Genomic DNA, 24223 nt, shown 5'->3' on the forward strand with positions numbered 1-24223 from the left:
GATAGACTGATGCCCGTGACTGCTACTCCTGGCGCCCGCGTCGCTTCGTCCGTTATGTCTGCCCCCCTCGCCGAGGTCGACCCCGATATCGCCGAGCTGCTGGGTAAGGAGCTCGGGCGGCAACGCGACACCCTCGAGATGATCGCGTCGGAGAACTTCGTGCCGCGCTCGATCCTGCAGGCCCAGGGCAGCGTGCTGACCAACAAGTACGCCGAGGGGCTGCCCGGGCGGCGCTACTACGGCGGTTGTGAGCACGTCGACGTGGTCGAGAACATCGCCCGCGACCGTGCCAAGGCGCTCTTCGGTGCCGACTTCGCCAACGTGCAGCCGCATTCGGGCGCGCAGGCCAACGCCGCGGTGCTGCACGCGCTGATGTCACCGGGGGAGCGGCTGCTGGGTCTCGACCTGGCCAACGGTGGCCACCTGACCCACGGCATGCGGCTGAACTTCTCCGGCAAGTTGTACGAGAACGCGTTCTACGGCGTAGATCCGACGACGCATCTGGTCGACATGGACGCGGTACGGGCGCAGGCGCTGGAATTCCGGCCGAAGGTGCTGATCGCCGGCTGGTCGGCCTATCCCCGGATCCTCGACTTCGCCGCCTTCCGGTCGATCGCCGACGAGGTGGGCGCCAAGTTGTGGGTCGACATGGCGCACTTCGCGGGCCTGGTCGCCGCCGGGCTGCACCCGTCGCCGGTGCCGCACGCCGACGTGGTGTCGACCACCATCCACAAGACGCTCGGCGGAGGCCGCTCCGGCATGATCCTGGGCAAGCAGGAGTACGCCAAGGCCATCAACTCCGCGGTATTCCCGGGTCAGCAGGGCGGACCGCTGATGCACGTCATCGCCGGCAAGGCCGTCGCGCTGAAGATCGCCGCGACCCCCGAGTTCGCCGAGCGGCAGCAGCGCACCCTGTCGGGGGCGCGCATCATCGCCGACCGGTTGCTGGCCGACGACGTCGCCAAGGCAGGGGTTTCCGTCGTCAGCGGCGGCACCGACGTGCACCTGGTGCTCGTCGACCTGCGCAACTCGCCGCTGGACGGCCAGGCCGCCGAGGATCTGCTGCACGAGGTCGGAATCACGGTCAACCGCAACGCCGTCCCGAACGACCCGCGGCCGCCGATGGTGACATCGGGTCTGCGGATCGGGACGCCCGCGCTGACGACCCGTGGCTTCGGGGACGCTGAATTCTCCGAGGTGGCCGACATCATCGCGACCGCGCTGGCGGCCGGCACCTCGGCGGACGTCGCTGAACTCGGCGCGCGGGTGACGCGGCTGGCCAGGGAGTTTCCGCTGTACGAAGGCATCGAGGACTGGGGGCTCGTCGGCCGCTGAGTCCGGCCGAATTCCCGCGAGAAGACGCAAAGTCCCCCTTTTTTGGCATCAAAAGGGGGACTTTGCGTCTGTTCGCGCACGTAAGGCGCGACACGCCCCGAGAAATTTGAAAGAACCTGTTAATGCGGGTTACAGTTACCGCATGGCACAGAAACCTGTCGCTAACGCGCTGACCCTCGAACTCGAGCCCGTGGTGGAGTCCCTGCTGGCCCACCATCTGGCCACCGAAGAGATCTGGTTCGCCCACGACTACGTCCCGTTCGACCGCGGCGAGAACTTCGCGTTCCTCGGCGGGCGCGACTGGGACCCCTCCCAGGCCACGCTGCCCCGCTCGATCACCGACGCCTGCGAAATCATGCTGCTGCTCAAGGACAACCTGGCGGCCCACCACCGCGAGTTCGTCGAGCACTTCATCCTCGAGGACTACTGGGGCCGATGGATCGGCCGGTGGACCGCCGAGGAGCACCTGCATGCGATCGCGCTGCGGGAGTACCTGGTGGTGACCCGCGAGGTTGACCCGGCCGCGAACGAGGACGCGCGAGTCCAGTACGTGATGAAGGGCTACCGCACCGAGGGGAAGTACTCCCAGATCGACACGCTGGTCTACATGACCCTCTCGGAGCGCACGTACGGCACGTTCTGCCGCAACCTCGCCGCGCAGATCGAGGAACCGATCCTGGCCGGACTCGTCGACCGGATCGCGAGGGACGAAGCACGGCACGAGGAGTTCTTCGCCAACCTGGTCGCCCACCTGCTGGACTACTCGCGCGACGAGGTGATCGAGGCCATCGCCCGCCGCGCTGCCGACCTCGAGGTGCCGGGCGCCGACATCGACGCCTACCAGGACAAGCTGAAGGCAGTGGCAGAAGCCGGCATCTTCGACCGTGGCCAGTTGCAGCAGGTCATCTCCGAGCGCATCACCGCGTGGGGCCTGGCCGACGAGCCCGCACTGAAGCCGTTCGTCACCGACTAGCGCCGCACCGAGATTTGTTGCGTTTGCGTGTCTCGATAGTGTCTCGGCGCGCCTGCGCTGCAGGGGTCCGACCACCGGAGTAGCGTCGCCGTTGATGGCCAGCAATGTGCTCTGCTGCCAGGGCGGCACCTTCCGTCACACCAACGGCAGGACCGGCCCCGGTCCTGGTGCCGCGGCCCCCGCCGACACGCTCGCGTGGGTCCGCCCGGGCGTCATTCGCTCGAGGAGCGCCCCGTGACCGAAACCCGGACGTACGTGCTCGACACCTCCGTATTGCTGTCCGACCCGTGGGCATGCAGCCGGTTCGCCGAGCATGAGGTGGTAGTTCCGCTGGTGGTAATCAGCGAACTGGAAGCCAAGCGCCACCACCACGAACTGGGTTGGTTTGCCCGCCAAGCGCTGCGACTGTTCGACGACCTCCGGCTGGAGCACGGCCGGCTGGACCAGCCCATTCCGGTTGGTGCAGAGGGTGGTTCACTGCACGTCGAACTCAACCACACCGACCCGTCGGTATTGCCCTCAGGTTTCCGGACCGACAGCAACGACTCCCGGATCCTGAGTTGTGCCGCCAACCTTGCCGCCGAAGGCAAGCGAGTGACGTTGGTGAGCAAGGACATTCCGCTTCGGGTCAAGGCCGCCGCGATCGGCCTGCCGGCCGACGAGTACCACGCGCAGGATGTCGTGGTGTCCGGATGGACCGGCATGCGCGAGGTCGAGACCGCCGTCGAGGACATCGACGCGCTGTTCGCCGACGGTGAGATCGACCTGGCAGAGGCCCGGGACCTGCCGTGCCACACCGGGATTCGGCTGCTGGGTGGAAGCTCGCACGCGCTGGGCCGGGTCACTCCGGCCAAGCGCGTACAGCTGGTCCGCGGCGACCGCGAGGTGTTCGGGCTGCGGGGTCGCTCCGCCGAGCAGCGGGTGGCTCTGGACCTGCTGCTTGACGAGTCGGTGGGCATCGTGTCGCTCGGCGGCAAGGCCGGCACCGGAAAGTCCGCCCTGGCGCTGTGCGCAGGACTGGAAGCCGTGCTGGAACGCCGCACCCAGCGCAAGGTCGTCGTGTTCCGCCCCCTGTACGCGGTGGGCGGTCAGGAGCTGGGGTACCTGCCCGGAAGCGAGAGCGACAAAATGGGCCCGTGGGCCCAGGCCGTCTTCGACACCCTCGAAGGCCTCGCCAGCCCCGCCGTGCTCGATGAGGTGCTGTCGCGAGGCATGCTCGAGGTGCTGCCGCTGACCCACATCCGCGGCCGGTCGCTGCACGACTCGTTCGTCATCGTCGACGAAGCCCAGTCCCTGGAGCGCAACGTTCTGCTGACGGTGCTGTCCCGGTTGGGCACCGGTTCGCGGGTGGTGCTGACGCACGACATCGCGCAGCGCGACAACCTGCGGGTGGGCCGTCACGACGGGGTCGCCGCGGTGATCGAGAAGCTCAAGGGGCACCCGCTGTTCGCCCACATCACGCTGCTGCGCAGCGAGCGGTCGCCGATCGCCGCGCTGGTCACCGAGATGCTCGAGGAGATCGCCGGGCCGCACTGACTCCCGGGCGTTGACTCCGCGTTGAGGCTGCGTTGAAGGCGGGAAATTCGCGCAGATCACGCCGTAGACGCCGAATCGATGCCGTCACCGCACACTCGACGGCGAGGGTGGGCGCCAGACGTTCGGTAAACTTTCCTGGTGCCGAAACGACCCGACAATCAGGCCTGGCGCTACTGGCGCATGGTCTTCGGCGTCGTGGTCGCGGCCGGGGTGCTGGTGATCGGCGGTCTCACCGGCCACGTCACCCGGGCCGACAACCCGAGTTGCGCGGCGGTCAAGTGTGTGGCCCTGACCTTCGACGACGGCCCGAGCCCGTACACCGACCGGCTGCTGCAGATCCTGAAAGACAACGACGCCAAGGCGACGTTCTTCGAGATCGGCAACAAGGTGGCGGCCAACCCCGCCGGCGCCAAGCGGGTGGTCGACGCCGGCATGGAGCTCGGCAGCCACACCTGGGAACACCCCAACATGACGACTATTCCTCCCGAGGACATCGCCGCGCAGTTCTCCCGGGCCAACGACGCGATCGTCGCCGCTACCGGCCGCAAGCCCGCGCTGTACCGCCCCGCCGGCGGGCTCTCCAACCCGGCCGTGCGACAGGCCGCCGGCAACTTCGGCCTCGCGGAAATCCTCTGGGACGTCATCCCGTTCGACTGGGCCAACGACTCCAACACCGCGGCGACCCGGCAGGTGCTGATGGCACAGATCAAACCGGGCTCGGTGGTGCTGTTCCATGACACGTACTCGAGCACCGTCGACCTGGTGTATCAGTTCATCCCGGTGCTCAAGGCCAACGGCTACCGGCTGGTGACGGTCAGCGAGCTGCTGGGACCGCGGGCGCCCGGCAGCAGCTACGGGAGCCGGGATAACGGTCCGCCCGTCAACGAACTGCACGACATTCCACCCGGCGACATCCCGGCGCTGCCCAACACCCCCTCGCCGAAGCCGATGCCCAATTTCCCGATCACCGACATCCCCGGTCAGAACTCGGGCGGGCCGAACAACGGTGCCTGAGGCAGCGTCGCCGAAGTCTGCTCTGCGGCTGTCCGTTCAATACGGCACTGACCTGGCGCTGGCGTACATCATCGCCGTGGTCGACTCGGCCGCGATCCTGGTCCCGATGAGAGGCCACAGTCCCGCCGTGGCCAGCGCCGACTTCGCCGAAAAGAACACCGGCCTGGTGGCGCTGCTGATCGTGCTCGGAGTCATCTCGGTTGCGGTCATCGGGCCCATGATGCTGGCGCCCACCTTGCGCTGGTTCACCGCCGGCGACGAACCGACACCCGAGCAACGCGACGCGGCGATGAAAATCGCGGGTCGGCAGTCGGCCTTGCTGGCGGCGACGTGGGCTGCGTGTGGCGTCATCGTCATCCTGCCGAACACCGACGGCGGAGCCGCGGTCATGGTGCCGATCTCGCTCGGCGTGCTGATCGGCGGCGCCGCGGCCGCCGGTACGGGACTGCTCCTCGCACAGCGCACCCTGCGGCCGATCATGAGCGCGGCCACGCGCGGCTGTGAGCCGCGACTGATGGTGCCGGGCGTCTTCGCGCGACTCATCCTGCTCTGGTTTCTGTGCAGCGCATTGCCGATCGGGGTGATCGCGACGTTCGTGGTGATGCGCTCCACCGGTTGGCTGGTGGAGCAGTCGAACTCGCTGGACGTGCCGATTCTGGTGGTCTCGCTGGCGGCCATCCTGCTGGGCATGCCGATCATGATCCTGACGTCGCGGTCGATCTCCGATCCGGTCGCCGAGGTCGCCGAGGCGATGGCCGAGGTCGAACACGGCCACATCGACACCTACGTGGGTGTGTACGAACGGTCCCAGATCGGGCGCCTGCAAAGCGGATTCAATCGGATGGTCACCGGGCTGGAAGAACGGGACCGCCTCCGCGACCTGTTCGGCCGCCACGTCGGAGCCGACGTCGCGCGGCGCGCCCTACAGGAGGGAGCCACCCTTTCCGGCGATGTGGTGGAAGCGGCCGTCCTCTACATCGACCTGGTCGGTTCCACCAAGCTCACCGAAAGCCTTCCACCGCAACAGGTTGCCGAGGTGCTCAACGATTTCTTCCGTATCGTCGTGGGCACCGTCGACGAATTTCAGGGACTGATCAATAAATTCGAGGGCGACGCCGCACTCGTCATCTTCGGTGCACCGCTGCGCGCCAACGAACCCGCGGCGGCGGCCTTAGGCACCGCGCGGGCCCTCGGCGACAAACTGCGTCTGCTCCCGATGGTGGACTTCGGCATCGGCGTTTCGGCCGGACGGGTCTTCGCCGGCAATATCGGTGCCGAAAACCGGTATGAATACACCGTGATCGGCGACGCAGTCAACGAGGCCGCGCGACTGGCCGACCTCGCGAAGACCTCCGAACGCCGAATCCTCGGCTCAGGTGCGGCAATTGGCCGCGCGGAGCGGGCCGAGCGCAAGCGCTGGGACGAGTGCTATTCCACCGTGCTGCGCGGCCGGTCCGAGCCGACCCACGTCTGGACCCCGGCTACTTCTTTGAAACCTTCAGCGAGGCAATGACTTTGTCGACAATGGCCGCCGAGGCCTTGTCGCCGATGGCCGTCGCGCCCAGGAAGATGGTGACCGGCTTGGTGTCGACCGCGATGATCGTCACCGTGTCGCCCTTCACGCCGCGGGTGGTGTCGGCGATGGTGACGTCGGCATCCACCCGGGCCGCCTTGACCCCGTCAACCGTCATCGACGACGTCTTCTTCGGGCCCAGCGTGGGGTTCGACTGGACGTAGCCGGGACCGTTGGCGACGCAGTCCATCAACTTCGACGCCTGCGCGCTGACGTCCATGCTGGTCACGAAGTTGGTGACGGCGACCTCGACCTGCATCATCCACTGACTCGCGTTGGGCACCTCCGCCCCCAGGCCGACCGCGTCGATCATGTTGGGGTTCTGGTCGTCCACGTACGGCTGCCAGCCCGGCGCCGCACTCACGGGGAACGACAACTTACCGGCCGAAACCGTGTCTCCGGTGGGCTTGTTGCCACCGGAGACGTTCGGGGTGCAGTCCGTCGCGGTCTGCATCGACGTATCGGGTGCCGAAGTCGCGGCGCTTGTCGTACCCGACGGGCCGGCCGTCGGAGACTCGTTTCCACCGCCTTGCAAGGAGACCACCAGGATCACCACCAGCACGATGACGCCCAGCACCGCGATGCCGGCGACGATCAGCCACGGCAGCTTCGAATTTCCGCCGGACGGCGGCGGACCGGGCGGGTAGCCCCCCGGCTGCCAGCCCGGCTGTCCGGGAGGCGGCCCGAATTGCTGGGGCGGGTAACCGCCGGGGACGCCGTACGGGTCGGTGCCGGGCGGATACTGGCCGCCCGGAGGGGGGTAGGGATAGGAGCCAGGCGGTGGGCCCGGCGGCTGTGCGGGCGGCTGGCCCTGGGGTTGGCCGCCCCAATACGGTTGCTGCCCATACGGGTTCGCGCCGTAGGGATCCTGACCGTAGGGATCCTGACCGTAGGGACCGCCGGGGGGAACCGTCATTACTGAATCACCCTTACTCTCACCGGCCGCCTCTACGCTGAGATAGCCACACAACCGCGTCCACCGCAGGGTACCTGCGGGCGGCCGTAATCAGCCCAATCTGTCTCGTGGTGGTCGCGAGCGCGGCGGAGCCGGGCGCTGCGGGCCGCCACTATCGAAGTCAGTCGACAGGCTCGACCTTCGCCATCGCCAGTACGTCGAGGCGCCGGTCGAGTTCCTCTTCGGACAGCTTGTCGCCGATCAGGCCGCGATCGATGACGGTCTGCCGGATCGTCTTGCGCTCCTTGAGCGCTTGCTTGGCCACCGCGGCGGCCTCCTCGTACCCGATGGCCGAGTTCAGCGGTGTCACGATCGACGGCGAGGACTCGGCCAGCTCCCGCAGGTGTTCGACGTTGGCGACCAGTCCGGTGATGCACCGGTCCGCGAACAGCCTCGACACGTTGGTCAGCAGCTTGTACGACTCGAGAATGTTGCGGGCCATCATCGGGATGTAGACGTTGAGCTCGAAAGCACCCGACAAGCCGCCGACCGCGACCGCCGCGTCATTGCCGATCACCTGCGCGGCCACCTGGGTAACCGCCTCGGGCAGAACCGGATTCACCTTGCCCGGCATGATGGAGCTGCCCGGCTGCAGGTCCGGCAGCTGGATTTCGGCCAGGCCGGTCAGCGGGCCCGAGCCCATCCACCGGATGTCGTTGGCGATCTTGGTCAGTGACACCGCGATGGTGCGCAACGCGCCGGACGCCTCGACCAGCCCGTCACGGGCCGCCTGTGCCTCGAAAGAGTTTGTCGCCGTGCGCAACTCGGACAAGCCCGTCGACTCCACCAGAACCGCCACCACCCGGACGCCGAATCCTTCCGGGGCGTTGAGACCGGTGCCGACCGCGGTGCCGCCGATCGCCAGCTCACCCAGCCGGGGCAGGGTGCAGCGCACGCGCTCGATGCCGGCTTCGATCTGGCGGGCATACCCGCTGAACTCCTGGCCCAGGGTCACCGGGACCGCATCCATCAAGTGGGTGCGGCCGGACTTGACGACCGTCTGCCACTCGAGTGCCTTGGCCGACAGCGCGCTCTGCAGCACCTCGAGCGCGGGGATCAGATGACGCACCGCGGCCTCGGTGGCCGCGATGTGGGTGGCCGTAGGGAACGTGTCGTTGGACGACTGCGACATGTTGACGTCGTCGTTGGGGTGCACCTTCACCCCGTTGGCGGCCGCGATCGACGCGATCACCTCGTTGGTATTCATGTTGGAGCTGGTCCCCGAGCCGGTCTGGAAGACGTCGATCGGGAACTGGTCGTCGTGCTTGCCGTCGGCGATCTCGGCGGCCGCGGCGATGATCGCCTCGGCCTTCTCCGGGGACAACAGCCCGAGGTCTTTGTTCACCTGCGCGCAAGCGCCCTTCAGCAGACCCAGCGCCCGGATCTGGGTGCGCTCGAGACCGCGGCCCGAAATCGGGAAGTTCTCCACCGCGCGCTGGGTTTGCGCGCGCCACAACGCATTCACCGGCACCCGGACCTCGCCCATGGTGTCGTGCTCGATGCGGTATTCGGCGCTCTCGGCCATAGATCAGATCCTTGCTTGTGTCAGTTGTCAGGGCAGGGGATAGGCGGCGTTGCTGTCGCCGGTGAAGTCGATCGCCGAGTACTCGTTGAGCTTGGACAGCCGGTGGTAGGCCTCGATCATGCGCACGGTGCCGGACTTGGAACGCATCACGATCGACTGCGTGGTGCAGCCGCCCGGGTAGTACCGGACGCCCTTGAGCAGGTCGCCGTCGGTGACACCGGTGGCGCAGAAGAAGACGTTCTCGCCGGACACCAGGTCGGTGGTGGTCAGCACCCGCCCGACGTCGTGGCCGGCGTCGATGGCCTTCTGGCGCTCGGCGTCGTCCTTGGGTGCCAGCTGGGCCTGGATGGCACCGCCCATGCAGCGGATCGCCGCCGCGGTGATGATGCCCTCCGGGGTCCCGCCGATACCGGCCAGCATGTCAGTGCCCGAGCCCGGCCGGCAGGCCGAGATGGCGCCGGCGACGTCGCCGTCGGTGATCAGGCGGATCCTCGCGCCGGTGGCGCGGACGTCGGCGATCAACTGCGCGTGCCGGGGCCGGTCCAGGATGCACACGGTCATGTCCCGCACCGACAGTTCCTTGACCCGCGCGACCGCCCGGACGTTCTCGGCGATGGGTGCGGTGATGTCCAGCACGTGGGCGGCGTCGGGGCCGACGGCGATCTTGTTCATGTAGAACACCGCCGACGGGTCGAACATCGCGCCGCGGTCGGCCACTGCCAGCACCGAGATCGCGTTGGGCATGCCTTTGCTCATCAGGGTGGTGCCGTCGATGGGGTCGACCGCGAAGTCGCAGTCCGGGCCGTCGCCGTTGCCGACTTCCTCGCCGTTGTAGAGCATCGGCGCTTCGTCTTTCTCGCCTTCGCCGATGACCACGACACCGCGCATCGACACCGAGTTGACCAGTTCTCTTATGGCGTCGACGGCCGCGCCGTCGCCACCCTCCTTGTCGCCGCGGCCTACCCAGCGACCCGCGGCCATGGCGCCGGCCTCGGTGACGCGCACCAACTCGAGAGCAAGGTTGCGGTCGGGGGCCTCGCCGCGCGGTCGGGCGTGCGACGGTGTCGCAACGGTCGGCGACGAGCCTGATCCCTGTGCAGTCATGGTTGGCGCCCTTCATTCATGGTTGCCGATTGTCCCAGAAGCGGAACGCTCGACTGGAGCTGGGATACTTGCACGGTGACCTCGGAGCCGCAGCCCGCCCCCAAGCCGGCCAAGCCGCGGTTGCTGCAGGACGGACGCGACATGTTCTGGTCGCTGCTGCCTCTGGTGATCGGGTGCATCCTGCTGGCCGGCATGGTCGGAATGTGTTCCATCGCACCAGGTGGGACCAACCGGGGCAAGATTCCTTCCTATGACGCGGCGGCGGCCCTGCGCGCGGACGCCGCGACTCTCGGATTCCCCATCCGGTTGCCGCAACTGCCGGCGGGCTGGCAGGCGAATTCCGGCGGGCGCGGCGGGATCGATGCCGGACGCACGGACGCATCCGCGGGCCAGCGCCTGCACGCGGCCACCTCGACCGTCGGCTACATCAGCCCGACCGGGATGTACTTGAGCCTCACGCAGAGCAACGCCGACGAGGACAAACTGGTGGGCTCCATCCATTCCGGTATGTACCCGAGCGGGACCGTTGACGTCGACGGCACGCGGTGGGTTATCTACCAGGGTGCCGATCAGAACGGCGCGGTCGAGCCCGTGTGGACCACCAGACTCGCCAGCCCGGCCGGCCCCACCCAGGTGGCCGTCACCGGGGCCGGCACGCCCGACCAGTTCCGGACGCTGGCGGTGGCTACGCAGTCCGCGCAGCCGCTGCCCAGCCGTTAGGCCGATAGAAGGGACGCCACGTGACCGCACCCGAAGCAGATCTCACCGGCTGGTCGGCTGCGCCGTTCACCGGCGCCGGCTACACCTACGACGTCTACCGCAAGGGTTCTGGCCCCGGCGTCGTGCTGATCCCGGAGATGCCGGGAATCCATCCGGGGGTGCTGGGACTGGGCAACCATCTGGTGGACAACGGGTTCACGGTCGCCATCCCGTCGCTGTTCGGGCAGCCCGGCAAGGCCAAAACGCCCGGCTACATCGTGGCCGAGATCAGCCGCGGCTGCGTGGCCAAGGAGTTCGCGGCGATGGCCACCAACAAGCAGCGGCCGGTATCGCTGTTTCTGCGCGCCCTGGCCCGCGACCTCAACGAGAAGACACCCGGCAAGGGGGTCGGGGTGATCGGGCAGTGCTTCACCGGCGGCTTCGCGCTGGCCGCCGCCGTGGATGACAGCGTGTTGGCTCCCGTGCTCAGCCAGCCCTCGGTGCCGTTCCCGCTCACCGGCAAGCAGCGCCGCGATCCCGGGATGAGTGAGGCCGAGCTCAGCGTGGTGGCCGATCGCTGCGCCGCCGGGGATCTGTGTGCCATCGGACTGCGTTTCAGCGCCGACCGGATGGCGCCCGGCGAACGATTCAAAACGCTCAAGCAGCGGCTCGGCGACGCGTTCGAGGTGATCGAGATCGACTCCGGCCCGGGCAACGAGCACGGCTTCGGCCGGATGGCGCATTCGGTGCTCACCGACGAAGTCCGCGAGGTCGACGGCCAGCCGGCTTATGAGGCGCGCAAGCGCGTGGTCGAATTCCTCAGGGAGCGGCTGACTTAACGCGCCGTAACCACCCGCGTCGAGCGGGCTTGTCGGCGTCCTTGTCGGGGATGGGCTTGAGCTCGACACCCTTGTAGACCGCCAGGTAGACGTCGATGGTGGTGACGATGATGATCATCAGCACTGGGCCGATAATGATGCCCCAGGGCCCGAACATCGAAATGCCGGCAAACACCGAAAGCAGCATCAGGGCTGAGTTCAGCCGGGCATCGCGCGGCACCAGGATGGGTCGCAAAAAGTTGTCGATGTTGGTGACCACCACCAGGTGAAAGAGCACCACGAACAGGCCACCACCGATGTTGCCGAACAACATCATGCCGATACCGAACGGGATGGTGATGATGCCGCCGCCCAAGGGAATGATCGACAACGCGGTCAGCACGATCGCGAAGATGAAGAAGCCGTGGTGAAAGCCCGCGATGTAGATCGACGCGGCGCCGGCCACGCCCTGGCAGAAGGCGATGACGAACTGGCCGTTGACGGTGCCGCGCACCATCGAGCCCATCTTCTGCAGATACAGATCGGTCACTTCTTCGCCGAGCGGGTTCAGCTGCCCGATCAGCGTCCGCAGTTTGTCGCGGTGCACCAGGAGAGCGATGAACACGTACAGGAAGATGATCGCCGACGTGATCATGCCGGCCAGGCTGCCTGCCGTGTTCTGCAGGATGCCCAGCAGCCAGTGGCCGACGCTCTGGGCGGCCGACACCATCGCCTTGCGCAGCATCTCCGCGGTGACGTTGACATGCACGAACGGCACCCGGGACAGGAATTCGTTGACCAGTTTCAGGGTCTTGTCGCCGAGGCTGCTCAGATCGGTCGAGCGGACCCACCCCGAAACCGAGTCGATCATTCGGGCGATCTGCACGATCGCCAACGCCACCAGCAGCCCTACCGGCACGATCACGATGACCAGCGCCGACAACAGGGTGGCGGTGGCCGACAGGCCGGTGCCCAGGCGCTTGTTGAACCAGTTGAACAGCGGCGCGAAGAGGTAGGCGCCGACCGCGGCCACCACGATCAGAACGAAATAGTTGCGCAGGAAGTACGCCCCGAACGCCAGGGCGAGGAGAGTGAAGATCGCCAGAGCGCGTTTCTGGGTAAGCGTGAATTCGGTGTTCATGCCCGGACCGAGACCGCCCTCCGCATCGGTGTTGCAGGCAACATTAGCGGGGGCCGACCGAGATCAGCGCTGCTGCTTGGGAAACTCCATCTGCAGATACAGATCGATGTGGGCGATCTTGCCGGCACCGTCGAACTCATAGACCGATAGAGAGTTGACCACGCTGGTGAAATCGCCTATCGCACTGTGCTCCTCGAGCTCCAGGAAGATCCGGTCCGCGGTCTCGGTGAGGTGCTTGAAGCGACATCTCCACGTCGACGACGTAGCCCACCCGGTCAGGAAGTCGACGTAGGCCGGCCAGGCCATCACTTCCTTGAACGCGCCGACCCGTTCGAATTCGCCGACGGCAACGAGTTCGGCCAGTGGTCCCCAGCTCTCGACGCCGAAGCCGGGGCTCTTGGCCTCCCGTACCAGGCGATCGATGGTCAGGCAGTACTGCAGCACTGTGCGGGCGTGGCCCCTGTAGCCGTCGATGACATCGCTGACCTGCCGCCCGTGGCTCACCCTGATAACCCGGCCTTGGCCAGCCGAAGCTCCAGTAACTCCAGGTACTCGCTGGTGCCCTGGAACGGTCCATGCATGCCGATGGCGATATCCAGGAACGCGTTGTACTCGTCGTTGACGTGCGTCTCCCAGCGCGTCAGTTCACCTGCGTCGTTGGTTTCGATGAAACTGTAGGAATAGAAGCCCATTTGGACGCCTTCAGTGGTGTGCCCCTGCCAGCGGGTCTTCATGACGAGCCCGTTGACGGCCGGCCAGTACTTGAAGTCGCTGGGCTTCCAGTCCGGAAAGCTCAGCGAATAGACCTTGGCCTCCAGCGTCGAGGCCCGTGCGGTGTCTTCGGGAAACTCGCTGAATCTGAACACCTGATCGCCGGTGAAATACGGCGAGACGTAAACGCTGTCCTCGGCGAAAGTCCATGCCTCGGCGAAGGCCTCGCCTTCCTGCACGCCTTGGCGCAAGTATGCGTCGCGATAGGCCTCGGCCATGCGGCCGTGATGGGCAATCCGCTCTTGTAGGTTCATCGCGGTCCCCCCGAGCGCCGGCCAGGTGACGGTCGATGACCGAGTGGAAATGGCCGATGACAATTTCTTCGTTCACCAGCGACATGTGACGTAGCCGGCTATTGCGCAGACCCAGTTGTTGCCGCGGCATCTGCTCGTAATCCTGTTGCAGCGCTTCGAAATACTTGTAACTGCCCGGTTCGGTGACATCGGTCAACTCGACCCGGAAGGCGCCGCGGTGCTCGGGCGGCAGAAACATGTAACTGCTGACATGCCACAGGCAACGGTTCGGGTCGCCGTCGGGGTGCGGCGCGGCCATGATCACGTGACATTCACCGGCCCGGACCGTCATGAAATAGTTCGGGAACAGCACCCAGCCCTGGTTGTCGCTCATCTGAGCATCGGTCAGGCCGCTCACGTCCAGACCCATTGCGGTGAGCGTGTCACGGGTGGCCTGCTGCAACAACTTTCGTGCAGTGACACCCGTCGGGAAGTCAACGGACCCGTCTGCCCGGCGGAAGTCGGCGACGAGTTCCTGGAAACGGGGGATGACCGCGGCGGTGGATGGGAACGTCTCGGGAAGGTCCATGATGCCATCGACCTGCTTGTCCGGGCTGGCGCCGCGCACTTCGAACGGAGCCACTGCGACACAGTGGTTTTCGAAGAAACGGTAGCGCGTGGTGGCCGGATCGATGGTCAGCACGCTCAACAGCTGCGGGTGTATGCCGTTGATGTGGTAGCCCTCCTCGAAGGCGTCCATGACGACCTTCCAGTTGCAGTCCAACGGTTCCCGGACATCCATCACGGCGACCATCTGGTCGAGGTGGTATGGGGCGAGCAGCTCGATCACTTCGGGTCCCAGAAACTCACTCAGCGGGCGCGCATCCGGGTCGGGGTTGATGAAGATGAACCCCCCAAAGATGTCGACCGGCACTTGCAACAGCGAGTTCTCGTTCTTGTCGACCGGGCCGGCCAGACTTTCGCGCAGCATGCCCCGCAGGCGCCCGTCCAGGTCGTAGGACCACAGATGGTACTGACACAGCAACCCGCGCTTGGCATTTCCGGTTTGGCCCGGGCACAGCATGTTGCCGCGATGCCGGCACGCGTTGACGAATCCACGGAGCTTGCCATCCTTGCCGTGCACGATGATGAACGACTGGTCGAGGATCCGGTATTGCTTCCAGTCGCCGACGTTCGGTAGCTCGTCGACCCGGCCCGCTATCTGCCACACCCGCATCCAGATGCGCTCCCGCTCGGCCGCGGCGAATTCGGTGGAGGTGTATCGGTCGGTGGATATCGACATGTTGAACGTATCGCTGCCGAGGTCGGACAGCCCCAGGCCCAGCCCCGACTCGGGGTCGACCCAGTGTCCCGGACGAAGTGCCTGTGTCAACGTCGTGGGCTCCTTGTTATCTGACGCCGTGATCTCAGGCACCACGATACGCCTATGTATATATTATGCAAGTCTGTATTTCATTAACGACGATGTATCCGAATCGTATGGAAGGATTTGGACTCGTGCCGCAGCGGTGGACTCGGGAGCGACGTCTGGAGCACACCCGAAACCTGTTGCTGGACGCCGCGGAGGACGTCTTCGCGCGCAAAGGGTTGCTCGGGTCAGCGCTGGAAGACATCGCCGAAGCCGCGGGCTACACCCGGGGAGCGATCTACTCCCACTTCGGTGCCAAGGAAGAACTCTTTTTGGCCGTGATCGAGCGCCAGCGGCAGCGATTCCTGGATGGCTTCACCGAAGTCATCGGATCTTTTCACCGCCGTAGCGACATCAACCTCGACGAACTCGCCGATCGGTGGCGGGAAATGAGTCAGGGCACCGATCGCGCCGCGCTGGGGTACGAATTCACGCTCTTCCTACTGCGCAATCCGCAGGCACGGGACCGCCTGGCCCAGCAGCGACGTGAGACGGTGCGATCGCTGGGTGACTTCATCAGCAACAACGTCGCACGACTGGGCGCAACGCTCACCATGCCCGCCGAGACACTGGCGCGCGTGATTCTGGCGGTCAATGACGGCATCACGCTCGGCAGTCATCTCGACGGGGAAGACCTGTATCACCCGTACCTGGAGTTGATCGTCTCCAGCATTCGCGGAGCACCCGTGGAACGCGATTAAAGTGGTTTGGACGCTTGTGCCGTGATCTTGTGAGGCGGGGCACGGAATGAGGAGTTCGAATCGATGGCGACCGAAGTAGTCGAAACCGGATACGGCCCGGTCCGGGGTGGCGACGATGGTCGCATCAAATTCTGGAAAGGCATCCGGTACGCGGCACCGCCGCTCGGTGACCTGCGTTTCCGGGCGCCCGAACCGCCGCAGCGGTGGACCGAAGTCGCCGACGCCACCGAATTCGGCCCGGCCTGCCCGCAACCGGTGGTCCCCAGGATGCCGCTCGAACTCGGCGCGCCGCTGGGTGAGGACTGTCTGCGGCTGAACATCTGGGCGCCGGCCGACGCGCAGCCCGGCGCGGGGAAACCCGTCATGGTGTGGCTGCACGGCGGCGCCTATGTGTTGGGTTCCGGCAGTCAGCCGCTCTACGACGGTCGCGCGCTGGCCGAAACCGGCGACGTCATCGTGGTCACTCTCAACTACCGGATCGGCGCGCTGGGCTTCCTCGACCTGTCGTCCTTCAGCACCTGGCAGCGACCGTTCGACTCGAATATCGGGCTGCGCGATGTGCTGGCGGGGCTGGCCTGGGTGCGCGACAACATCGCGGCATTCGGTGGTGACGCGGCCAACGTCACGGTGTTCGGCGAGTCCGCGGGCGCGGGGCTGGTCACCACCCTGCTCGCCAGCCCGGCGGCCGAGGGCCTGTTCGTCCGCGCGATCGCGCAGAGTTCGCCGGCCACCTCGGTGTACGACCGGGAGCGGGGTCGCCGGGTCGCACTGAGCCTGTTGGACAAGCTCGGCATCGGTGCGTCCGAGGTACGGACCCTGACCCAGGTGTCGACCGAGGCGCTCGTCGCGGCCACGCAGGAAGTGTTCAACGAAGTGCCCGTCCGCAATCCCGGCACGCTGGCATTCGTCCCGATCGTCGACGGTGACCTGCTGCAGGACTATCCCGTCAAACTCGCCCAGGAAGGCCGGCTGTTGCCCGTCCCGTTGGTCATTGGGACCAACAAGAACGAGGCGGCGCTGTTCAAGTTGATGCGCTCGCCGCTGATGCCGATCACCCCGCGCGCCATCACCTCGATGTTCGACCAGATCGCGGCCGAGCAGCCGGACCTGCAATTGCCGACCGTGGACGAGATCGGATCGGCCTACAGCGGCCGGCACAAGTCACGCGTGGTCAGCATGGCCACCGACATCGGCTTCCGGTTGCCGACGATGTGGCTGGCGCAGGGTCACAGCGCGGTCGCGCCGGTGTACCTGTACCGGTTCGACTACGCGACACCACTGTTCAAGCTGCTTCTCGTCCGCGCCGCACACGCCACCGAATTGCCTTACGTCTGGGGCAATCTCGGCGGGCCGCAGGATGTGACGCTCAAGCTCGGCGGGGCCCGGACCGCGACGGCGGTGTCGAGGCGGATGCAGACCCGGTGGGTCAACTTCGCCACCGGTGGTGAGCCGACCGGGCCGGACGGTGAACCGGCCTGGCCGCGTTACGACCAGACCGGCCGCGCGTGCCTGGTCATCGACAAAGTCGACACGATCGTGCACGACGTCGACGCACGGATTCGCGACGCATGGGGCGCCGAGATGGTGAGTTTCCGCTAGCGCGTTACTTCTTCTTGGCGGCCTGCGCTTCGGCCTTCATCTTGTGGAACAGGTCCACGTAGTACGGCAGGCACTCCTTGAGGGCCTGCTCGGTGGTGAACAGCGGCTCATAGCCCAGGTCGCTGCGGGCTTTGTCGATCGAGAAATAGTTGTTGATAGCCACGCGCTCGATCGCCAACGGTTCGAGAAGCGGTGCGGGAGCGCCGAATTGGAAGTGCAGCCGCTGCCACGCCGTCATCGCCAGACGCACCGGAGGAGCGGGAATCCGTAGTGTGGGCCACTTCTCGCCGCATGCCTCCACCACCGGCCGGGCGAACTCGAACATGTTGATCGGCTCACCGTCGTTGATGAAGTACGCCTGACCGGGCGCGCTGCCCCCGGGCACCAGGTGCTCGCCGGCCAGGATGAAGCCGTGAATCAGGTTGTGCACGTAGGAATTGTCCAACTTCACCGACTTCGGACCCACCAGCACCTTGGTGTGGCCCTTGATCACGCTTTCGAACAGCTTGCGGAACATGGTCTGGTCGCCGGTGCCCCAGATACCGCTGGGACGGATAGAGCAGGTGAGCATCCCGTCGACACCGTTCTGGGACAGGACGTATTTCTCGGCGGCGACCTTCGTCTCGGTGTAGAGATCGTTGAACCGCTTGGTGTAGGGCATCGTCTCGTCGCCGTTGGCGATGTTCTGGCCTTCCATGACCACGCTGTTGGACGCGGTGTAGACGAACCGCTTGACGCCGGCCTTCTGGCCGGCCTCCACCAGATTCTGGGTGCCGCCGAGATTGACCGAGAAGCTGCGCTGGCGGTACTCCTCGGTCACCGACGCGCCGCCCATCAGGTCGATGATGGCCGCGGTGTGGATGATCGTGTCGATGCCGTCGACGGCCGCCTCGCAGACCGCTTTGTCGGTGATGTCGCCCTGCAGCACTTCCAGTTTCGGGTGCTGCGGCAGCGGCGACGGGGCGCGGTCGAAGGAGCGGACCCGGTGGCCACGCTCGAGCAAGGTCTTCACCAGGTTGGCGCCGACGAAGCCGGAGCCCCCGGTGACCAGGACGCTGCCGAGTTCGGTTGTCAGTGATGGATCACCCATGCCGGAGAGAATAACTGAAACGTGTTCCAGTTTGGAACCAAGTTTGTCGATGAGTTTTGCTGGCGTCAGCTTTCCGCGGCTTCGCCGGACGCCAGGGCATCGGTGACGCGTTGACGGGCACCAGCTAAGTGCTCCTCGCACCGTTTGGCTAGCTGCTCGCCCCTTTCCCACAATTTCAGCGACGCGTCGAGATCCAGGCCGCCCTGCTCGAGAAGCCGCACGACTTCGATTAGCTCATCTCGGCAATTTTCATAGCCAAGCTGACTAATAGGCGTAATCGACGACGCCTCATGTTGTTCGTCAGGAACCATCGGTACGCCCTTCGCTCACTGCGGTGATGGCGCCGTCGGCGACCCGCACCCGCAGCCTGCTGCCGCTCGGCGCGTCGTCGACGGAGCGCAGGATCTGCCCATCCTGTGGTAGCCCGTCTTCCAGTACCTGCACCACGGCGTAGCCGCGGGCCAGAGTGGCGGCAGGGCCCAGTGTGGACAGCCGCGCGGCCAGGTGCCCGACGCGCTCGGTCTCCACGGTGAGCATCCGGTTGATGTCGCGTCGCAGCGCGGCCCGGGCGCGGTGCACCTCGTCGCTGCGGCTGATCACCATACGCAGCGGGTCGGCGAGCACCGGACGGCTGCGCAGCTGAGCCAGCGAGCGCTCCTCGCGGGACACCCAGTTCCGCAGGGCCTGAGCATTGCGTCGGCGCAGGTCGGCAATCATGCGTTGTTCGGCTGAGGTGTCCGGAACCACCTTCTTGGCCGCGTCGGTCGGGGTGGCGGCGCGTAGGTCGGCGACCAGATCGCAGAGCGGATTGTCGGGTTCGTGGCCTACGGCGCTGATCACCGGCGTCCGGCAGGCCGAGATCGCCCGGCACAGTGTCTCATCGGAGAACGGCAGCAGATCCTCAACGCTGCCGCCGCCGCGGGCGATCACGATCACGTCGACCTCCGGGTGCCCGTCGAGGTCGCGCAGCGCCTCGACGACCTGCGCGACGGCGTTGACCCCCTGGACGGCGGCGTGGCGGATCGCGAATCGCACTGCGGGCCAACGTGCTTCGGCCACGGTCGTGACATCGCGCTCGGCGTGGCTGGCCCGGCTGGTGATCAAGCCGATCATGTTGGGCAGGAACGGGATCGGCCGTTTGAGTCGTGGGTCGAACAAGCCCTCGGCGTCCAGCAGGCGGCGCAACCGCTCGATGCGGGCCAGCAGCTCGCCCACGCCTACCGCACGAATCTCGCTGAGCCGCAACGAGAATGTGCCACGACCGGTGTAAAAGGAGGGTTTGCCGCAGACGACCACTTGGGTGCCTTCGGTCAGTCGCACCGGCGCGCTCAACACCAGATCGCGTGAGCAGGTGACGGTGAGCGACATGTCTGCGGCGGGGTCGCGCAGCACCATGAATACCGTGGCAGAGTTCGGCCGCATGTTGATCTGGGCCAGCTGGCCCTCAACCCAGACGGTGCCCAGCTTGTCGATCCAGCTCGCCACCCGGATGGCAACGGCGCGAACCGGGAAGGGATTCTCGGCCGAATTGGTCTGTGCGGCCGGAGTCACTTGGCGGTCGCGCGGGTGATCCTGTTGGCGAGCAGCGTCTGGAACGGGGCGCGGGCCTTGGTGGCCTGCTCGTAGGCCAGCAGGGCCTCCAGCTCGGCGACATCCAGCGACTGCAGCCGGGCCCGGAGCTGGGCCAGCGTGAGCTGGGGGTAGTCGAGTTCGTCAGCTACCTTCGGCGCCGGCACATTGGCCGCGGCAGCCGACTTGGATTGGCGGGTCGAGACCGGCTGGGTCGGGGCATCCGCTGCCGGGACGGCGTTCTCGGCGGTGTCGGAAACCGAGTACAACGCGAACCGGCCCTCGGCGCGGCGTTCGCCGTCTACGCCGTCCACCGGAATGCTGGCGAACCCGCCTGCGCCGCCGTCGAGAACCTCGAGATCTTCGTCGAACGTCGCCCACTCGGGCTGCTCGTCCTTGGGCGGGAAGATGTTCTCCAGCGTGGTGTCACCCTTGATGGCCAGCTCGGCGAGGTTTTGCTGAAAGCGCATCACCAGGTGCGCCGCCTGACTGGCCAGCGTCATCGGGTACATCAGGATGGTTCGTGGGAGGCGCATCGTCTCCTCGACGGCGACTGTCGCCGCGCCGACCAGCAGCCGAACCCCGTACGGTGCAGTAGCCATGCGTCCCAGCCTGCCTCACGCAGCGGCGAACTCCAAGCTGGCGGCGACGAAATAGCGGATCCGTGTCGGTGGAACGTACCCTGAAGGGCATGGCGCCGACTATTGACATGGGGATTCCCGGTGCGGTGAGTTCGGTGGCTGCCGAGGGCGTGCCGGACCGCAAGCGGGTGCTGCTGGCGGAGCCGCGCGGCTACTGCGCAGGTGTGGACCGGGCCGTCGAGACGGTTGAGCGTGCGCTGGAAAAGCACGGCGCTCCCGTCTACGTGCGGCACGAGATCGTGCACAACCGGCACGTGGTGGACACGCTGGCCCGCGCCGGTGCCGTCTTCGTCGAGGAAACCGACCAGGTACCCGAGGGTGCCATCGTGGTTTTCTCCGCGCACGGGGTCGCCCCGACGGTGTATGAGGCCGCCGCCGAACGCAACCTGCAGACCATCGACGCCACCTGCCCGCTGGTCACCAAGGTGCACAACGAGGCCAAGCGCTTCGCCCGCGCCGATTACGACATCCTGCTGATCGGGCACGAGGGTCATGAGGAGGTCGTCGGCACCGCGGGTGAAGCCCCTGACCACGTGCAGCTCGTCGACGGGGTCGAGGCCGTCGAGCGGGTCACCATCCGGGACGAGGACAAGGTCATCTGGCTGTCCCAGACCACGCTGTCGGTCGACGAGACCATGGAGATCGTCGAGCGGCTGCGCCAGCGCTTCCCGAAGCTGCAGGATCCGCCCAGCGACGACATCTGCTACGCCACCCAGAACCGCCAGGTCGCGGTCAAGGCGATGGCCCCCGAGTGTGAGCTGGTGATCGTTGTGGGATCCCGCAACTCATCGAATTCGGTGCGGTTGGTCGAGGTGGCGCTGAACGCGGGGTCACGCGCGGCGCATCTGGTGGACTGGGCCGACGATATCGACCCGGCCTGGCTGGACGGCGTCACCACGGTCGGTGTGACGTCTGGGGCGTCGGTTCCCGAAGTGCTGGTCAGCGGTGTGCTGGACCGGTTGGCTGAGTACGGCTACGACATGGTCCAACCGGTGACGACGGCCAACGAGACGCTGGTGTTCGCACTGCCGCGGGAAATCCGGCCGGCCCGGTCGCGAGGCTAGGGGACCTACTCCCAGGGCTCGGTCTGCGGCCTGCGCGGTGCGCGGGGCCGGCTACGACGATCCGAACGCGGTTCCTCGCGGCGGTCGTCGCGCGGCTCGCTGCGCGGTGCCTCCCCGCGGTATCGCACCTGCGAGATCGGGTGGTGGGTCGGGTTGGCGCCGTTCGACCCGTTGGTCCGCCTGCTGCGGGGCTCGTACGGCGGCTCGTAAGGCGGGTAGGGCTCATAGCCGCTGCCGCGGCGCTCGTGGCGGCTGCGACGTTCACCGCGTTCGGAACGCTCGGAGGACGCGGGGCGGTCGTAGGAGTCGTAGGGATTGAAACGGCTGGTGCGCGGCTCAGGACGCTCATAAGGCCGCTCAGTCGGCCTTTCAGAGGAGCGTGGCCGGTCATACGAGCTACGCCGTGGGTGCGGTTCGCGGCGCAACTCCCGGGGTGGGTGCGCGCCCAGGTCCGAGTCGCCCTCCGGACGCCGACGTCGCCGCGGCGGTAGGTCTGTCCGGTCGTAGTCGGGGGTGTCGGCGGACGGCACCGCACTTCTGCGGCTCGAGCGGCGGGGACGCTCCGCGGCCGGGTCGTAGGAGTCGTCCGGGCGCGCGTGCCGCGAACGGGACCGCGCCGGGCGCTGCGCCGTCCTGCTGGTGCTCCGGTTCGTGCGGCCGCTGCGGGCGGCCCGGCCTTTCGAATGGGCCGGCGGCGCGGCATTGGCCGCGTCGGCATCGGCGTCGTCGTAGGAGTCGCCGGCCAGCAGGGAGCTCAGTTTCGCCACGAAGCCACTGAGCAAGGGCGGGCGGTCCGCGGGTGGGTCGTCGGACGCCGCATCCCCGTCTGCCGCGCCGGTTTTACTGTTCTTGCCGAAGTACCACCGGATCAGGCCGATCAGCAGGATGATCCCCGCGGTACCCAGCATCAGCGGGAACCGCTCGATGAGCGGGTAGCCGCAGTTGATCAGCAGGTCCTTGAATTTGTCGACCTTGCCGCCGTGGAACAGCCAGTAGGCCCCGGGCACGGTGCAGAACAGGATCAGCGGCGGCTGGATGACCGCGGTGAACACTGCCGCTTGCCGTACCGCGAGGACGGCTGCCACGCATCCCGCGATGTACAGACTCGCGAAGGTGTGGGTCAGCTCCTTGTGGCCGGCGTCGAACGCATAGCCCAGGGCCGTAGCTCCGACGGCGATGAGCACCGCCGCCCACCACGGCACACCTGGGATGGTAGGGACGATGGAGCGGTGACTGGGCTCCACCGCCGCTCTCTCCCGCTGCGCTGACACATAATGACCGTACCGGCTGCGCGGCCAAAGGCCCGTATATCGCTGGACAGTGATCGCTGGCGTGCCCCCTAAACTTGATTTCCCGTGAGCCTAAGCCTGGGAATCGTGGGTCTGCCCAACGTCGGCAAGTCGACCCTGTTCAACGCGCTGACCCGCAACAACGTGTTGGCGGCCAACTATCCGTTCGCGACGATCGAACCCAACGAGGGTGTGGTCTCGCTGCCGGATCCGCGCCTGGACAAGCTGGCGGAGCTGTTCGGATCAGCCCGCGTCGTGCCGGCGCCGGTGACCTTCACCGACATCGCCGGGCTGGTCCAAGGGGCTTCCGAGGGTGCCGGACTGGGCAATAAGTTCCTGGCCCACATCCGCGAATGCGACGCGATCTGTCAGGTGGTGCGGGTGTTCGCCGACGACGATGTGACGCATGTCTCCGGAAAGGTCGATCCCCGCTCCGATATCGAGATCGTGGAGACCGAACTGATCCTCGCGGATCTGCAGACATTGGAGCGCGCCCTGCCCAGGCTGGAGAAGGAAGCTCGCACCAACAAGGAGCGCAAACCGGTGCACGAGGCCGCCGTGGCCGCGCAGCAGATTCTCGACAGCGGCAAGACGCTGTTTGCTGCACGGGTGGACACGTCTTTGCTGCGCGAGCTGAACCTGCTGACCACCAAACCGTTCCTGTACGTCTTCAACGCCGACGAGTCGGTGCTGACCGACGCCGCGCGGATCGCCGAGTTGCGCGAGCTCGTCGCCCCGGCCGATGCGGTGTTCCTCGATGCCGCAATCGAATCCGAGCTGATCGAGCTCGATGACGAGTCCGCGGCGGAACTTCTCGAGTCGATCGGCCAGACCGAGCGGGGCCTGGATGCGTTGGCGCGTGCCGGTTTTCACACGCTGAAACTTCAGACCTACCTGACCGCGGGTCCGAAAGAGGCGCGGGCCTGGACGATTCACCAGGGGGACACCGCGCCCAAAGCGGCGGGTGTCATCCACACCGACTTCGAGAAGGGCTTCATCAAGGCCGAGATCGTGTCGTTCGACGACCTGGTCGCGGCCGGTTCCATGGCGGCGGCCAAAGCGGCGGGCAAGGTCCGGATGGAAGGCAAGGATTACGTGATGGCCGACGGGGACGTGGTCGAGTTCCGCCACGGAGGAACATCAGGAAGCGGCAAGAAGTGATGT

At 66.6% G+C, this 24223-nt stretch carries 22 protein-coding genes and 1 pseudogene; 11 read left to right on the forward strand and 12 right to left on the reverse strand.

Annotation, left to right across the window (positions count from 1 at the left end):
• The first annotated feature begins 54 nt into the window (after positions 1-54).
• From glyA to ACNQS7_RS26635, 5 genes are all read left to right on the forward strand, one after another.
• The gene (glyA, locus tag ACNQS7_RS26615; RefSeq protein ID WP_418016162.1) at positions 55-1335 is read left to right on the forward strand and encodes a serine hydroxymethyltransferase; all 1281 of its coding nucleotides are present in this window, start codon (positions 55-57) and stop codon (positions 1333-1335) included.
• A gap of 142 nt (positions 1336-1477) precedes the next feature.
• Positions 1478-2308 (forward strand): acyl-ACP desaturase, encoded by an 831-nt coding sequence (locus tag ACNQS7_RS26620; protein ID WP_418014893.1) that lies wholly within the window; start codon positions 1478-1480, stop codon positions 2306-2308.
• 234 nt (positions 2309-2542) lie between these two features.
• Positions 2543-3844, forward strand: coding sequence for a PhoH family protein (locus ACNQS7_RS26625; RefSeq protein WP_418014894.1), 1302 nt, complete (start codon positions 2543-2545; stop codon positions 3842-3844).
• 138 nt (positions 3845-3982) lie between these two features.
• Positions 3983-4858, forward strand: coding sequence for a polysaccharide deacetylase family protein (locus ACNQS7_RS26630; protein ID WP_418014895.1), 876 nt, complete (start codon positions 3983-3985; stop codon positions 4856-4858).
• A 52-nt stretch (positions 4859-4910) separates the two neighbouring features.
• The gene (locus tag ACNQS7_RS26635) at positions 4911-6371 is read left to right on the forward strand and encodes an adenylate/guanylate cyclase domain-containing protein (RefSeq protein WP_418016163.1); all 1461 of its coding nucleotides are present in this window, start codon (positions 4911-4913) and stop codon (positions 6369-6371) included.
• On the opposite strand, the gene ACNQS7_RS26640 is transcribed toward ACNQS7_RS26635, so the two are convergent.
• The 3 genes from ACNQS7_RS26640 to glpX all read right to left on the reverse strand — a co-directional run bounded on the left by ACNQS7_RS26640 (position 6340) and on the right by glpX (position 10015).
• Positions 6340-7347: a hypothetical protein gene (locus ACNQS7_RS26640; protein ID WP_418014896.1), complete on the reverse strand. Its 1008-nt coding sequence runs from the start codon at positions 7345-7347 to the stop codon at positions 6340-6342. The two genes, ACNQS7_RS26635 and ACNQS7_RS26640, sit on opposite strands and share 32 nt — an antisense overlap.
• A gap of 160 nt (positions 7348-7507) precedes the next feature.
• Positions 7508-8911: a class II fumarate hydratase gene (locus ACNQS7_RS26645; protein WP_418014897.1), complete on the reverse strand. Its 1404-nt coding sequence runs from the start codon at positions 8909-8911 to the stop codon at positions 7508-7510.
• 27 nt (positions 8912-8938) lie between these two features.
• Positions 8939-10015 carry a class II fructose-bisphosphatase gene (glpX, locus tag ACNQS7_RS26650; RefSeq protein WP_065048844.1) on the reverse strand — a complete coding sequence of 359 codons (1077 nt, stop codon included), beginning with the start codon at positions 10013-10015 and terminating at the stop codon, positions 8939-8941.
• Between the two features lie 75 nt (positions 10016-10090).
• Between glpX and ACNQS7_RS26655 the strand changes: the two genes are divergently transcribed.
• Together ACNQS7_RS26655 and ACNQS7_RS26660 are read left to right on the forward strand one after the other, a co-directional pair.
• Positions 10091-10735 carry a DUF4245 domain-containing protein gene (locus ACNQS7_RS26655; RefSeq protein WP_418014898.1) on the forward strand — a complete coding sequence of 215 codons (645 nt, stop codon included), beginning with the start codon at positions 10091-10093 and terminating at the stop codon, positions 10733-10735.
• 20 nt (positions 10736-10755) lie between these two features.
• Complete coding sequence (locus ACNQS7_RS26660; protein WP_418014899.1) at positions 10756-11553, forward strand: dienelactone hydrolase family protein; 798 nt, start codon at positions 10756-10758, stop codon at positions 11551-11553.
• Here the strand turns inward: ACNQS7_RS26660 and ACNQS7_RS26665 are convergent.
• The 4 genes and pseudogenes from ACNQS7_RS26665 to ACNQS7_RS26680 form a co-directional block, all read right to left on the reverse strand.
• A complete protein-coding gene (locus tag ACNQS7_RS26665; RefSeq protein WP_418014900.1) occupies positions 11534-12673 on the reverse strand; it encodes an AI-2E family transporter in 1140 nt (379 codons plus the stop codon). The genes ACNQS7_RS26660 and ACNQS7_RS26665 overlap by 20 nt on opposite strands.
• Positions 12674-12736: 63 nt before the next feature.
• Positions 12737-13177 carry a hypothetical protein gene (locus ACNQS7_RS26670; protein WP_418014901.1) on the reverse strand — a complete coding sequence of 147 codons (441 nt, stop codon included), beginning with the start codon at positions 13175-13177 and terminating at the stop codon, positions 12737-12739.
• Positions 13174-13698, reverse strand: coding sequence for a hypothetical protein (locus ACNQS7_RS26675; RefSeq protein ID WP_418014902.1), 525 nt, complete (start codon positions 13696-13698; stop codon positions 13174-13176). The genes ACNQS7_RS26670 and ACNQS7_RS26675 overlap by 4 nt, the downstream gene beginning before the upstream one ends.
• Positions 13699-13717: 19 nt before the next feature.
• Positions 13718-15070: pseudogene (locus ACNQS7_RS26680) on the reverse strand (aromatic ring-hydroxylating oxygenase subunit alpha); the annotation flags it as partial.
• 125 nt (positions 15071-15195) lie between these two features.
• Between ACNQS7_RS26680 and ACNQS7_RS26685 the strand changes: the two are divergent.
• Together ACNQS7_RS26685 and ACNQS7_RS26690 are read left to right on the forward strand one after the other, a co-directional pair.
• Positions 15196-15807: a TetR/AcrR family transcriptional regulator gene (locus ACNQS7_RS26685; protein WP_418014903.1), complete on the forward strand. Its 612-nt coding sequence runs from the start codon at positions 15196-15198 to the stop codon at positions 15805-15807.
• Positions 15808-15870: 63 nt separating this feature from the next.
• Positions 15871-17406: a carboxylesterase/lipase family protein gene (locus ACNQS7_RS26690; RefSeq protein WP_418014904.1), complete on the forward strand. Its 1536-nt coding sequence runs from the start codon at positions 15871-15873 to the stop codon at positions 17404-17406.
• A 4-nt stretch (positions 17407-17410) separates the two neighbouring features.
• Here the strand turns inward: ACNQS7_RS26690 and ACNQS7_RS26695 are convergent, their stop codons facing one another.
• The 4 genes from ACNQS7_RS26695 to ACNQS7_RS26710 are packed head-to-tail and all read right to left on the reverse strand — an operon-like array spanning position 17411 to position 20667.
• Positions 17411-18508: an NAD-dependent epimerase/dehydratase family protein gene (locus ACNQS7_RS26695; RefSeq protein ID WP_418016164.1), complete on the reverse strand. Its 1098-nt coding sequence runs from the start codon at positions 18506-18508 to the stop codon at positions 17411-17413.
• 53 nt (positions 18509-18561) lie between these two features.
• Complete coding sequence (locus tag ACNQS7_RS26700; RefSeq protein ID WP_055581285.1) at positions 18562-18807, reverse strand: exodeoxyribonuclease VII small subunit; 246 nt, start codon at positions 18805-18807, stop codon at positions 18562-18564.
• Positions 18797-20047, reverse strand: a complete 1251-nt coding sequence (gene xseA, locus ACNQS7_RS26705; RefSeq protein WP_418014905.1) for an exodeoxyribonuclease VII large subunit — start codon at positions 20045-20047, stop codon at positions 18797-18799. Before xseA ends, ACNQS7_RS26700 begins: the two co-directional genes overlap by 11 nt.
• Positions 20044-20667: a lipid droplet-associated protein gene (locus ACNQS7_RS26710; protein ID WP_418014906.1), complete on the reverse strand. Its 624-nt coding sequence runs from the start codon at positions 20665-20667 to the stop codon at positions 20044-20046. The genes xseA and ACNQS7_RS26710 overlap by 4 nt, the downstream gene beginning before the upstream one ends.
• A gap of 89 nt (positions 20668-20756) precedes the next feature.
• Between ACNQS7_RS26710 and ACNQS7_RS26715 the strand changes: the two genes are divergently transcribed.
• Positions 20757-21770: a 4-hydroxy-3-methylbut-2-enyl diphosphate reductase gene (locus ACNQS7_RS26715; protein WP_418014907.1), complete on the forward strand. Its 1014-nt coding sequence runs from the start codon at positions 20757-20759 to the stop codon at positions 21768-21770.
• Between the two features lie 5 nt (positions 21771-21775).
• Here the strand turns inward: ACNQS7_RS26715 and ACNQS7_RS26720 are convergent, their stop codons facing one another.
• A complete protein-coding gene (locus ACNQS7_RS26720) occupies positions 21776-23041 on the reverse strand; it encodes a DUF6542 domain-containing protein (RefSeq protein WP_418014908.1) in 1266 nt (421 codons plus the stop codon).
• Between the two features lie 84 nt (positions 23042-23125).
• Between ACNQS7_RS26720 and ychF the strand changes: the two genes are divergently transcribed.
• Positions 23126-24220: a redox-regulated ATPase YchF gene (ychF, locus tag ACNQS7_RS26725; protein ID WP_055581290.1), complete on the forward strand. Its 1095-nt coding sequence runs from the start codon at positions 23126-23128 to the stop codon at positions 24218-24220.
• Positions 24221-24223: the final 3 nt, after the last annotated feature.

Origin of the sequence: Mycobacterium sp. 23 (assembly GCF_048287075.1) — a bacterium.
Taxonomy (GTDB): Bacteria; Actinomycetota; Actinomycetes; order Mycobacteriales; family Mycobacteriaceae; genus Mycobacterium; species Mycobacterium gordonae_B.